The following is a 15,075-nucleotide window of genomic DNA, read 5'->3' as shown; positions in this document are numbered from 1 at the left end:
GGCAAGCTGGACCTGACCTTCGGCGACCGCAAAGACCGCCTGACGGTGCGCGACACGGATATCGACATCACCGCCGCGCTGGGTGCGGGCAATGACACGGTCGGCCTTTATGGCGGGCAGGGCAATGTGACCGTGACCACGCAATCGGGCGACAACACGGTTGCGGTTGGCGAATGGCTGTCTGGCACGATTTCAGTCACCGGCGGCACGGGCACCGATCAGGTGACCATTGACCGCAGCGATGCGCAGGCCGGTATGGCCGCCGTGATTGAAGACAACGCAGGCGGCACCGGTATCAAGGTGTCGGGCGCCGATATCGACCTGTCGGGTCTGTCTTTGCAAGGCATTGATATCATTGATCTTGCGATGGGCACGGGCAATGACACTGTTGACATCAACACCACAGCCACCGCGCAAGGATCGCTGCGGATATTGGTTCATGGCGGCGACGGCGACGACCGGTTCAACGTAACCAAAGCGGGCAAAGGCACCGAAACCGCGCGCACGGCGGTCAACCCCTTGGCGCGGGTCACCTTGGACGGCGAAGCGGGCGACGACGAAATCGCGCTGACGTTCGGATCGGGCGCGGTGTTTGGCACCACGGTTGCGGCCAATTATGCCTATATGGATCTGGCGGTTGAACGGGTTGTCGTCGACCACACCGGCGCGACACCTGCCGTGCATTGGGTCTTTGACGGCGCATCGCTGAAGGCGGCCAAATCGGCGACCGACACCTCATCGTTGACGCATGTTCTGTCCACTGACGGAGCGGAGTCCCTGTTGCTTCTGGGGGCGGATAAGCTGACGGTCAGCCCGGTCGCCAAGGGCGATACCCGCGTGGTTCTGGCCGACAACCGCGCTGTTTTTGACGCCGATCCGCTGGTGGTCAGCCAACAAAACGCGGGCAGCGATTTTGTCCAGCCGGGCTATGTGGACGGGGCCTTCCGGTTCGAGACGCTGGGCAACACCAACGCCTATACCGAAGGGCATTTGTCCTTCACCCAACAGTCCAGCAAACTGGCCACCACATTGGCCGATAGCGGCGGCTATGTCCGGGCAACCAATCTGACTGCGCCGGTGAATAGTGAGCTGTTGATCACCGCCAAGGATGGCGGCGCGTTTGAGCTGGACAGCCTGAAACTCGAAAACGCAAATGGCCCCTTTGGGCTGTTGCAGATCGAGATTGAGACCCTATCCGGCACGGTGCTGATATCCTCAGATCTGGCCAAGAACAGCACGATCAACCTGCAGTCCTTGGGCGACGGCGCGGGGCTTGGCCTTGGCGTGAATGATGCGATCAAGTCGCTGCGAATTACTTATGATTTCAACGTCGAAGCCCTGAACCTTCAGGTCAAGCGCAACGGCAAATTGCTGACCGCCAGCACCTTTGCGGCGGCCATGCAGATAGACACCATCACCCATGAAACCCTGTCGCGTCCGGCGGATGGATCCGGGGCGATCAAGCTGACGGGCGATGCGGCCCCCTTGGTCATCGAACACCAATACGGCGGTATCTTCGATCTGAGCCTGATCGAATTCCGGGGGCAGGCCGGGCAGCAGTTTGCACTGAAGGCGTGGTCTGTTTCGGGCGATGTGATCGAACTGCCAGCTGTCACGCTGGACGGATCGGTCTATGCGCTCGACAACCTGCCGGCGCAGTTTGGCGCGTTGACACGGATCGAAATCCGCGGCTCGGCCGGGGTGAGTGTCGATAATGTCGTTAGCAAAGAAGTCGCTGGCCTGAATAGCCAGAACCTGCAACCGCTGGCCAGCAGCTATAACTCGGGCCAATACACCCTGAGCCTGCCGACGGGCAGCACCGCCTTTGGCACGACGGTCGTGCCCACATGGCAGTTCGGCACCAATGGCGCGGCCAGCACGATCGTTCTGGACACCGACCAGACGCTGACCCTGCCGACGCGTGTCGCCGGTAGCAGCGATGCAGCGACCCTTTATGGAACGGATACGGTGGTGATCACCGTGCCGGGCAATCTGGTGATTGCGGATAACACAGTGATTGAGGTCAAGGGCTCCAGGCTGTTCAAACTGGAAGTCGAAGGCGATTTGATCGTCGGCAAGAACGTCACCTTCTCGTCGGATGCGGAAGGCGTGATTGGCGGCGCGGGCGCCGGGGATGGCGGCTACAAAGTCGTTACCGGTCAGATGGTTGGCGGAACGGGCGGGGCTGGCGGCGCGGGCGGTGACGGCGGCACGGGCGGTGATGGTGGCAAGAATACCGAAACCGTGACGCGCTACAGATGGGACCATGCGCAGGGCAGATATATCGCGTCGTCCTACACCTATTCCTATGGCGGCAAGGGCGGCATGGGCGTTCTGGAGGACCAGTTCAACGTCATCGGTTCGAACGATCCCGACATCAAAAGCGTCGCGCACTGGTTCCATGGCAAGACCGCAGTGGGGCTGGCTGGGTCGGCTGGGCCATCGGGAACCGCAGGTACAGCCGTGGACATGACAGCGGCAAATGACGGCAAGGCAGGCGGGGCGTCGATCCAAGGCGGCAAGGCGCAGGTGTTCAACGGCGTGCGGACCAGTGGCGGCAGCCTGAGCCTCACCCGATCTGCGACGCAGTTCACCGGGGCCGATCTGGCGGGCGGGACCGCCGGGACAGGCGGCGCAGGCGGGGCAAGCACACAATCGGGCGAGGCGCGTCTTGGCAAGTCCGGGGCAGACGGATCCGATGGCGGTAGCGGGGCCAATGGCACCAGCGCAGCGACTGAGTTTAGCAGCTTCAGCGGGCAGGCTGGCGGCGGTTTGAACGCAGGCACGGCCAACGGTCTGGCGGCAGGCAGCGGCGGCGCTTCGGGCGTTGGTGGGGCAGGCGGCTCGGGCGGTCAGGGCGGCGCGGGCGGCGGCGGCGGCGGTGCGGGCGGCGGCGGCGGCATCTGGGCCGATACCAGCACGCCTGACTTTGGTCGCGGCGGCGTGGGCGGCATAGGTGGCGATGGCGCGGACGGCGATGATGGCGCAACAGGCGGCTCGGGCGGTGCTGGCGGCGCAGGCGGTGGCGGTGGCGGCGGCTTCTGGATTGAAGCGGCCGGGACCATCACCTTTGTCGAGGGCGGCGGCACATCCTTGTCGGCGACGGGCGGCGATGGGTCGGACGGCCAAGACGCGACCTTGGGCGGATCCGCCGAAACAACGCAGAACCTGGCGCCCGCCGATGGTAAATCGGGCGGCGCGGGGATCGGCCAAGGGAATTTTTACGACAAACTCAAGTACATTTCGGGCTATAATATCAGCGGCCCAGCGGCGGCGGCCATGTCGCGCATGTCAGATGGCTCGCTTGGCAACGAAGCCCGTTGGAGCGGCGGCGCGCTGGTGTTCTCAGGCGATGCGATGTGGGGCGGCTATGGCGCGGATGGATCGTCCGGTGGCGATGGCGGGCTTGGTGGGGACGGCGGCGACGGCGGCGCAGGTAGCGGCGGCGCAGGCGGCGCGGGCGGCACCGTCAAGCTAAGCGGCACGCAGATCATCGGGCTGGATAAGGTCAGCGTGGACGTATCAGGCGGGGCAGGCGGCCTGCATGGCCGGTCTGCCGACGAAATCCGCAGCGGCGTCGGCACCCGCACCGACACAGCCACAACCACGACAAGCGCAACCGTGACACGCGGGGCCAAGGGCACCGGCGGGCGCGTGGTGGTGGAGTCGATTTCCACCACAACCGTCGCGGCCAAGGGCACGGCGGCCACGGGCGGCATCTACAATCAGGGCAACGCTGCCGATCTTGGCGCGAACCTGCTCTATACGGCCTCCTCGACGCCGATGGTGTCCGGTTTGGCGACCGGCACTGCCGTGGCAGGCATGGCGGTTGGCGCGACGGGCCAGCTTGGCCAAGCGCGGTATCTGGATGCGCGGGGGTTGGATCAGGATCTGGCCTCAACCGGCAGCATGGACGCGGTGCGCGGCGGTGATCTGCTGTCGCTGACCGTGTTTGAGACGCTGGACGATTTCAACGCCTACGCCAAGAGCGGCGGGCTGACGACAGGGTTCACCGGGGATCTGTCGCTCGATGGGCAGGATTACGACGTGCTGGTCGTGTCGAACCTGTCGAACGTGTCCTTGCAGGGCGTGACGATCAATCTGGGCGGCAAGGCCACGCAGATCTACGAAAGCGATCTGCGCAGCGGGGTTGCCAAGGCCACCAATATCGACAGCCTGCGGGCGGGCGGTGTTTGGGTGACGCTGATCAAATCGGACACGATCAAGGGCAATACGGTGTCGGCCAAGCTGGGCAATAGCGCCACGGCCATCACCCAAAGCTTCGATCTGGCCGCGGATCAACGCGCGACAGGCAGCCGGACCGTGATGAGCCTGTCTGAGGCCGCGCCGGTCGAACAGACGGTCAAGGGCATCGACGATTTCGTGGTAAACGGATCGGTGGTCTATGCGATCGACACCTCTGGGTCGGAGCCGACGCTGTTCGTGATGTCCCAGAGCGGGACGGTGATGCAGGTCTTCCGCAGCTCCGATCTGCCCGCCCTCAGCGGCGGGACCGGCAAATCGCTGACCGGGGCCAGCGGGCTTGGCTTTGCCAATGGCACGCTGACGGTGCGGACGATTGGCAACAACGGGCTTACCTTCGCGGCTGGCACAGACGGCAAGCTGACATCCGTTGCCACGACCAGCAGCGCCAAGGTGCAGGCGGCGCAAACCTCGGTCAGCCTTGATGGCGCGACCTATAGCGTCAGCACGGTCAATGGCGTGGGCCAGTTGAAGGCCACCATTGGCGGGCAAACCACGACGTTTGTGCAGGGGCAAAACGGCGTGCGCGGCGTGGCGGTGCCGGTATCGGTGCATATCGCCGATGGCGGACGCTATGTGTTGGTCGCCAATGGCAACGGCGAAATCGGCGTCTTCGAACGTCAGGTCGAGGCAGGCGGCGCGGTTGCCGTTGGCACCTTGACCAGCCGTGCGGTACAAGTCGTGCGCGATGGCAGCGGCGGGGCGGTCGGGCTGAACGGTCTGACCAAGGTCGCGCTGATGCCGGTGTCCTCCGGGGCGACAGAGCAGGTGATGCTGGTGTCGTCCGGCTATACCGAAACAACGGGGCGCGGCGGGCTGTCCCGACTTGTCATCTCGCTTGAGGAACAAAGCAACCTGCGCAATGCCGTGGTCGAAACGCGCGGTCAAACCGCCTTTGACCTGAAGCTGGGCGCGGGCGCGGATGTGGTGCAGCTAACGGGCGGGTTCAGCTCAACCCTGTTGATCGACACCGGCGCGTCGGATGACGTTGTCACGCTGGTCGAAACCGGGACCAATCCGGTGACCGTGCAACTGGGGGCAGGCGATGACCTGCTGAACGTTCGCAACCACAGCGCCAAGGCCAATGTCACCGCCAATCTGGGCGCGGGCACCGATAAGGTCCATGTCACGCGGGCCGGGCTGGGCGGCAGCTATGCCTTTGTGGGCGATAGCGGCCTGAACACCTTCTTGTTTGAAACCACCGAAGACGGCGCAAGCACTGCGGCTGCCGATAAGATCACCTATACCATCACCGGCGGCACGGGGGCCGACACCCTGACCCTGCGCAGCATCGCACAAAACAGCGAGTTGACCGCCAATCTGGGTGCGGGCTCAGATGTGGCTGACATCTATGCCGCATCCAACGCGGTGACGGTGGATCTGGGCGATGGCAAAGACACCGGCACCGTGCATAAGCTGGACAACGGCGATATCGTCAACCTGCTGGGCGGGGCGGATAGCGATACGCTGGCGGCCTATACGGTCGCGACTGGGGCGACGGCCGTCCTTTATGGCGATGGCAAAACCTCGACCACCTATTTCGCCGATACCTTCATCGTGCAGCCTTCGAAGATCGGCCACACTGGCAGCGCGACGAAATACGGCGTGTTTGTCTATGCGGATAAGCTGGGCTCCAGTGGGGCGAATATCGGCAATAAGCTTATCCTTCAGCCGGATACGGCAGGCGGCGGCGTTCCGACGCTGACGCCGCCGACCGGGACGATTGCGGGGCAGCTGTACTACACCGATATTGCGACCTCGGCGAAGGCGGACCCGGTGGTCACGCCCATTCCGGTCACGCCGGTTCAGGTGGCGGTTTCTGGTCTGACCCTGCGGGCGAAGGACAAAACCACCGCCGATCCGATTGCCGAAGGCGATGCGATTGTCATTGCGGCAACGGTCACGGTTTCCAATGGCGCAACTCCCACCGTGCAGATTGACCTCAATGGCGACGGGCAGGCCGATTTCAACGCGGTCGTGACGCGCAAGTCGTCGACCGAATTCACGATCTCGCATCAGGTCACTTGGGCGGAACTGCAACGCCTGGGCCTTGGCCGCGATGGCAACTACAGCGTGACCGTCATGGCCAAAATCGCCGATGGCACGCAATCAACCAGCGATCAGAAGCTGGTGATGGCCGATACCCGCCCAACGGTCAGTGTCACTGGCACCTATTCGGGCAAGCTTGGTACCGAAACCACCGTTCAATTGGCCTATTCTGACCCCTCGTCCGAAGACCGCGTTACGGGTTGGGTCGTGGTTTGGGGCGATGGGACGTTTGACGCACTGGGGGCAAGCGCAACAAGCGCGTCGCATACTTATAGCAAGCCCGGCACCTATTCCGTGCTCGTGGGGGCCTATAACAACGACTACCCGGTGGGCGGCGCTGAATCTGCCGCTATGAATTTTACGTTCAAAGAGGTTACGCTTGGCACCGAGGCGGCGAAGTTTGTCGGCAATTCCGTCCCCACGATCCGTGCGGGTCAACCTGTGACCCTGCACACAGAATGGGTCGGCACGCCGGAAAGCATCGACTGGATCATCGACGGCAAAACCATTGCCACGCAGGATTTGACGGCGGCCCAAGGACAATCGGCCAGCCAGACCTTTGACTGGCCCACGCTTGAGGCCGCGATTGGCCAGACATCGGGCAACAAATCCCTGTCGGTCACGGCACGGGTCAATTATCGCTCCGTTAAGGCAGACGCCCCTGCGGGCTATGTCGGGCTGATCGTCAGCACGCAAGCTGTCACAACCGTGACCGTTCTGAACAACGCCCCGCGCATCGGGCAGGTGACGGTGACGAAGGCAGAAACCGCGCCAGCGCTACAAGAAGGCCAAGGGGCCAAGGTCACTGTGACCGGCATCGCCGACGACAGCGCCTATGATCGTGCGAACCTGAAACTGCGGGCCGAACTGATCGGCCCTGATGGCACGTCCAAGGCCTTGGTTCTGGGGGCGACGACCAGCGCCGATGGGTACTACACCGTGTCGGGGCTGGCTTCGGGCTCGGTCGGGTTTGACATACCTCTGTTTGAGCTGATGCGGTCTGGCGTTTATGCGCTGAAAGTCACTGTGCGCGACCCCGGCGGCGCGACCTCATTTGCGACGACGCAGTTCACCGTGGCCGATGTGCCGCCCGAAATGTCGGTGACTTGGGTCAATCCGGGCCTGTACGCGGGCAAAGAGGCGGTCAGCGAAGGCAATCCGATCAGCCTGCTGGCATCTGTCATTGATGTGGACCCCACGGATCGCATCGACCACTGGATCGTCAATTGGGGCGATGGGCAGGTCAGCGAATATAAAACGCCCGCAGGGGTGTCGGCGCTCGACAGCCGGAGCCATGTCTTTGCCCATACCTATTCTGAGGATGGCACGCCCGATTACACCGCGACGGTCAAAGCCTTTGACAATCAAGGGCAGGTCGTCAGCCTGTCCAAAACGATTTACGTGGTGAACAAAGCGCCCGCCCTGTCTGGAACGGTGTCTCTGCCGCAGATCGTGTTTAATGGGGATAAGGTTACGCTATCGGGCAAATACACCGACGCCGGTATGGGCGATGCGACCAGCATTATCGTAAACTGGGGCGATGGGGATGACCGGAACCCGGTGACCTATCAAATCAGCTCTGCAGATGGCAGCTTTGAGGTCAGCCGCTCTTTCAACGACCTAGGTGTCTACAACCTGACCTATTCGTTCAAGAACACCAAGGCACAGGTCAACGCCACGTCCGAAGACTACCACGCAACCCTGCGCGTGCGGCCCTATGATCTGCAATTCACCCTGACGCCGGTTGCTACGGCGACGACATCCCAGATTGCGGGCCAAACGTCTGTGGACGCCGGTGCCGATCGTGCTGTGGTTGCCGTTGATCTGTCGATGTTCGGCGATAAAGTGAAGAACCTTGATACCAGTATCGGAGATCGGGGCGCGTACCGCTATACCGTGGACTTTGGCAATGGCGGTGCGGCGGAACTGACCGGCCAAGTGGCCCAAGGCACAGGCCGCTTTGCGACCATCGCGGGGGGCGATGCAGATACGCTTTTCGCTGCGCTGACACCCAAAGGGGCGGTGGCGCTGCGCGATTGGCTGGTTGAGAACAAACAGACCCAAGCTGACGCCGCTGGTACGACTGCGACCAAACGCAGCCAGCTGCTGTCGGAAATCATTACTCTGAACGCGATTGGCACGCCCACTGCCGATAAGCTCGGCAAGGCGGTTCTGTCTGATAGCGTCAAAGCAACCATTCTGAACGCGCTGAACACGGTCGAAGTGGCCAATATGATCCTGTCCCAAACAGGAGAGCCCACAGGCACCATCCCGTTCGACCTGCTGACAGATATCAATGACAAAGACACGCCCAAGGTGGTCGATACGATCACCCTTATTATGGTGCCGCGCGACTTCACCCGCTTCGAAGGGGTGGGCACGATTGATGTGGCTATTGCCCATGAACGGGGCGGCATCCCGCTCGATGCGGATATCAAGACTGAATACAGCACCCAATCCCGCGACCCCAAGCTGACGGTTACTCTGACCTCCAACGGGGGAACGGCCACGACATTCAACGGCACGCCGGTTGCCCTGACGATCAACGAAACCGGACAGGTGGCGCTGGGCCTTGGTGCGGTTGTCTATGGATCTGAGCAGGGGCTGAAGGAATGGCGGATTGACTGGGGCGATGGCACAGTCACCACCGAGGCGGGGGATGCCTCCATCGCGCGGCATACCTATGCGCAGGACAATGATGGTCGCGACCCCTTTGCCATCACCGTGCAGGCCGTAACGAACAACGGTGATGTCTTTGGCCAAACCGATGACGACGGCGCGGCGCAGGCCCTGGGCCTTGTCACTGTCCACAACCTTGCCCCGTCGGTTGATCTGATCGCCGAGGCGACGGATCTGACGGCGGGCGAGACTGCCCTGATCGACCTGATCTTGATGGATCCGTTCCGGGACATGGTCGCAGGCGCGGCCAGCAATGACCATCTGACCGCCGTGGTGGACTTTGGCGATGGCACCACGCTGACCCTGACCGGACAGCAAGACGTCGCGCGTATGTCCGACGATGAGATCGCCAACCTGTGGTCGCTGACCCATCGCTATGATGCGCCGGGCACCTATGAGGTGAAGATCACGGTGACTGACGATGGTGGGGCCAAGGCCGCGGCCTCGCTGATGTTCAACGTCAGCCCACTGCCGCCGGTGATTTCGGGCTTTGGCTTGGATCAGGCGCAGGCGCTGACCCATCGCGCGCTGACCTTCAGTGGCAGCTATGACGATTACACCGATGACGGCAAAACCCCGGTCATCACCATCAACCTTGGCAATGGCACGGTCCTAAGCAGCACAGGCTCCGCGCCGAAAGTTGTGCTTGATCCGGCAACCGGGCGCTTTACGGCGTCGGTGACGCTGACCAAGGCCGAAACCCTGACGCCAGTGACCACGATCAAGGACGGCAATCAGGTGACTTCGGTCGCATGGTCCCAGATCGCCGTCACGCATCCGGCAATGACCTTTACCGGCTTCGACATTCTGAAGGACGGGCAAAAGGTTAATGGCCCGGTTCTGGAAGGAACGCCGCTGGTGTTCCGTCTGGCCGGTGCGGACGCTTGGGATATCGCAAGCGTGGGTTATAAGTTCGACGGGGATACCGAATTCCGGCCTGTTCCCAATGGGCAGTATGGCATCAGCAACGGCAATCTGATTGTCACACTGGACGCGAGCATCGACGCGCCGGGCCAGCGCAAGGTGACCTTTGGCACGCTTGATAGCCAAGGGCGCCTGAAAACCATTACCCGTGAGCTTGAGGTGACCGGCTATGCGCCCACCGCAGTGACGGTCGCGCCCAAAGCCGGGCTGGCCGCCGATGGCAGCTATGTCATCACCGGAACCTTCACCGACCAAAGCACGCATGACCTGCACACCGTGCGTGTCGATTGGGGCGATGGCTCCACGTCGACGCAGACCCTCGTAGCCGATGCGCGCAGCTATGAGCTGTCGCATGTGTTCGACGCCAAGGGCTTTGCCGCGCAGAAGGACGCGGGCCTTGGCATCACAGTCACCGTGACCGACAGCACCGGCCATTCGGCAAACGGTCAGATGACGGCGAAAGGCACGCTTGAGACCACCCTGAGCGCGGCAGCTGCCGTGACCGAGGGCGAGGCTGCAATGATCGGCGGACGTCTGAGCGGCATTGGCCGTGCCACCAACACCGCGATCACCGTGGTCTGGGAAGATGGCTACGTGCAGAACCTGGCCTTGCAGACGGGGGCAGACATCTGGCTGGTCAGCCGCTTTATGGAAAACAGTGCGCAATCGGCGCTGGGCAAGGACAGCTACGGCTATACGGCGATTGTCTCGGTGGATGGGGTTGAATTCGACCGCAAGGCCGGATCTGTGATCGTCAAGAACCGCCCGCCGGTTATCTTGACGGCGGCCTTGACCTATGAAGGGCAAAACGGCGCGACGGTCAGCCTGCCGGAAAACAACACCGTGACCTTGGTCGCCGATGTGGATGACGGTGGTGGCGAAGAGGATCTGCTGATCACCGTCGATTGGGGCGATGGCACAGTTGAGACCGTCCAAGCCAACGATCTGGGCCAAATCCGCGCCAGCCATCTGTATCTGGATGATGCGGTGCAATATTTTGGCGATGTGGCAAAAACCGCCTTCCCGGTGAAAATGACGGTATCGGACCGGGTGGATGAGGTCAGCAAGACCCTGTCGGCGGCGGTCAGCAACGTCTATCCGTCTGTTCAGGGCATTGATGCAAGCGATTTTAACTCGCTGCGCGAGGGGGATACGCTCTTTGTCGAGTATGACATCTCGGGCTATGAGAACGAGCAACAGTTCGTCTTTTCGATCACCTTTGCGGGCGAAGTCGCATCATACACTTGGCAGCGGGATGCAAATGGGGTCGGCAGTGAAATCTTCACCGGCTCGGCATTCAAAACCGCCGATGGGCATATACGGCTTGAGCATGTCTTTGCCCAGAAGGGTGACGCCCAGATCGAACTGTCATTGTTCGATGGCCAGCCGATCTATCATCCCGATACCGGCGCACCGGTAAACGGTGTTCAGTTCCCCTCGACGGTTGAGGTTCTGAACGCCGCGCCGCAGATTACCGGCATCGCTCTGACGCCGATGGTCGAACCGGGGCAGGACATCGAGTTGACGCTGAACGTCACCGACCCCGGCAAAGGCGACCGCGAGGCGGGCAACTATGTCTTTACCATCGACTGGGGTGACGGCACCGAGCCTGAGGTGATCAAGGCCATCGGCCCGCAAGACGCCTATACCTTTACGCGCATTGCCGGAAATCTGGCCGTTGGCACGCCTTTGTCGATCAGCGTTACCGTGACGAACGACGGATCAGACGAAGCGACTTACACTGGCGGCGTGACCCAAGTCGTGCGCAATTTGCCCTATGGGCTGACCATGGCGCCTGTTCAGGCCAGCTATTTCGAGGGCGAAGAGGTTTCGCTTTCGGGCAGCTTCCAAGATGCCTCCGCCTCGGATGTGCATAAGGTTTGGGTCGATTGGGGCGATGGCACGGCCCTGACCGCCTATGATGTGGCGGGCGACACCCGGGCCTTCACTGCCACCCATGCCTATGGCAACAACCAAAAAGACGACGCGCCCTATACGATCAAGGCCTATGTTCAGGATCGTCTGGGCGACAAGACTGACGTTGTGACCACATCCGTGGTCATCAAAGACAAAGCGCCGGTGATCGAATGGGTGCAAAAGCCGGTGGAAGGCAACGAAGGCGAAACCCTGACCTTCAGCGGTAAGGTCATTGACGTGCCTGCCGATCTGGAGGGCGCGTGGGTCGAATTTATTGATGAGCTGGGCCTCTATTCTTCCTTTGAGCGGATCAAAGCCGACGGCACCTTTACCTTTACCACCACGCAAAAGGTGGAGACCTATAAGCCGGGGTCGGCTGTGGCCGCGCGCACGTGGGATATCTTTATCGGCTCTCCCAGTCGGGTTGAAACCGGGTCGCTGGTCATTCATGACGTCGCGCCGGTACTGTCGGATGTGACGCTGAATGTCTTCGGTCAAAGCGCCGAGACGATCACCACCCGCGAAGGCGGCACCGTCACGCTGAAAGGCACGGTGAAAGATCCGGGCAATGACGCCTTCACCGCCAGTGTCGATTGGGGCGATGGCACGGCTGAGGTTTTGACCGTTGCCGCCGATGGCACGTTTGAGGTCAGCCATGTCTATGCCAAGGACGCACTGGAATTCTTCGGCCAATGGGACAAGACCGCCTATCAGGTCACGGTCACCGCAACCGATGAATTCGCGACCAGTACCAAGGTCTTGACGGCTGAGGTCAAGGATAAGGCACCAACAATCGGAGGGGTAGGCACAGGGTCTGCCCCCCACTACACGCAGCTTGATCGAAAACTTTTTGCCAACATCCGGTGGTGGGATAACCCAAAAGACAGCTATGAAATCCGTATGGATTGGGGCGATGGCACGGCCTCGTTCTACAAGCGCGAGATTGTGGATGGTCAGGTGGTTATCACCACGGATGCCGACACCACGCAATTTTCGGGCGGGCAATTCACGGCGTTCCACAGCTATGCCGAGGATTCAGAGCTGCTGGAAACGGGGCGTTACCCGGCCAAGTTCTATGTCATCGACGGTGATGCGATCACCGACCCCGATGGCAGGATCGTCAATGCCGTGTCGCGGAGCATGCCTCTGCGCGTTCAGAACGCCTTGCCGAATGTGACGGCGGTGTCGCTGCCCGGTGCTGTGCGTCAATATCAGGACGTCTCGCTGGGCCTTGATGTGACAGATCTTAGCCCGTCCGACCTGACGGAGCGGGATTTCGTCTTTACCGTCGATTGGGGCGACGGGTCCGAGGTTGAGACGATCAAGCAGGCCTCGACCCATCTGGCGGTCACGCATCAATATCGCACGCCGCTGGACGGGGATGAGGCGACGGTTAAGATTACCGTGGCCAATGATGGGAAAACCGGTGAGACGACAGTGGTTTACACCGTCAAGGTTGAACCCTTCCCGATCATCGAGTTGCCGCTGGACCGTCAGTATTACGAAGGCCAAACCTTCAATGCGACGGGCAAGCTAACCCAAGGCTGGGCGGAAAACCGTGTGATTGAGGTGGTCTGGACCGATGCGGTGGGCAAAGGCCAGTTGATCGACGTGGCGGCGGATGGCACGTTCCAAGTCAGTCGCAGCTTTGATCAGGATCCGGCGGGGCTTGGCTACAACTCGAACATTGTGGCGTCGGTGTCGCTTTATGAAAAGGCCGATGATGGCACGTTGAGCCTGATCACCTCGCGCCGGTATACGGTGCCGGTGGCCAACGTCGCGCCGAGCATCAACGATCTGCAAATCGCGCATGGTAGCCAGTCCTCGTTCATGTTGGCGGTTGGTGTCGGCGGTGAGGTCACAGTGACCGGCATGGCCCAGGATGTGCCGGGCGATGACGTAACGGTTACGGTGGATTGGGGCGATGGCACGACTGGGACCGCGACCGTGGCCGCCGATGGCGCCTTCACCGCCAGACACATCTTTACCAAACGGTCCGTCGATGGTCAGGACACGCTGATCAAGGTGACCGCATCCGATGGGGCGGATAGCACCAGCCAATCTGTGGTGGCCGTGATCTGGGACCTGCCGACCCTTGACGGGCTAGAGGTCTTTGGCGGCGCGTTCGAGGGCGATACCTATGTGCTGCGTGGCCGGATGGTGGAAACCACCCATGACCAGTACCGCAACCTGACCGTTGATTGGGGCGATGGCACGACGCCGTCGACCTTCACCCGCCAGCTTGGCGTAACACCCATGGTTCAGGGCGACGTCACCCTGATGGCCGATGGCTGGTTTGAGGCGCGCCATGTCTACGCCAGCGGCACCGCGCCTGCGGATGGCAAGGTGCAGATCAACATCGCGGCACGGACGCATCCCGATCTGCAGTCGAACATCGTGGCGACGGCGGTGGTTGAGGTCGCGGTCGCGCCGGTGGTGCCCGTGATCCTTGGCGCTCAGGTCGTTCAGGACGCCGTAGGCGGGGACAATGACTATGTCCTGAACGCGGCTGTGATGGACCGTTTGGGGCAGGCGTTGACCTACCAGATGAACTGGGGTGACGGGACAATCGCCACGGGCGTCGTTCCGGCGGATGGCAAGCTGACGCTGGATCATGCCTATGTCGCGCCCGGTGACCGTTTCAACGCCACGCTGACCATCAGCGATGGCACCAGCAGCACCAAACAGACCTTCGCGGTTCAAAAGGTGGCCAAAACGCCGGTTGTTACGGTTCAGCCGACGGTCAAGACCGTCGCAACCGACCCGGTGGCCGTGGCCAGCGCCGCGCATGCGCCGGTGTCGGTGGCTGTCCCGACGATGCAGATGCCCACCCGGCAGATGACAGACTTTGCCCAGCGGGTGTTTGTCGTGGCACCGGATGCGTCGGCCACCGTGCCGACGCTTGGCACGGCGCGGGATATCCGGGTGTCTTTGCCCGGAATGGCGCCGCGCTCACCCGTGCCGGTCACCCATAGCCGCGCCAGAACGGATCGCCCGATGCCTGTGCTGGATCTGGCCGAATACGCGGTGGACGCAAAGGCCGACGGGCAGGGGTCTGACTTGGCTGAGAATTTCGCACCCTCTGGCGTGATCCTGCTTGCCAATGGGGCGCTGCACGCAGATGCTGCGCCACGGCGGATGCCGGTGCCAACCGGCTGGTCCACCAGCCACGCAGGCAAGGCCATCCCCGGCGGCTGGGCACTGTCCCGCGCAGAACGCGCGCGCCGCGCGACGATTGATTAA

General features: G+C 62.0%; 1 protein-coding gene (cut by a window edge). It reads left to right on the top strand.

Features of this window, described 5'->3' with window-relative positions; translation table 11 throughout:
- A protein-coding gene (locus PRI8871_RS19595; RefSeq protein WP_108886153.1) for a PKD domain-containing protein crosses the window boundary here: on the top strand, positions 1 to 15,075 show its 3' portion. The gene continues 13,710 nt to the left of window position 1, outside the view; the window shows 15,075 of its 28,785 coding nt (coding positions 13,711-28,785); its start codon lies beyond the left edge, outside the window; the stop codon is at positions 15,073 to 15,075.

Origin of the sequence: Pseudoprimorskyibacter insulae (assembly GCF_900302505.1) — a bacterium.
Lineage (GTDB): Bacteria > Pseudomonadota > Alphaproteobacteria > Rhodobacterales > Rhodobacteraceae > Pseudoprimorskyibacter > Pseudoprimorskyibacter insulae.
Note: the sequence above shows the minus strand (reverse complement) of the source record. Positions and strands in the feature narration are given on the sequence as shown.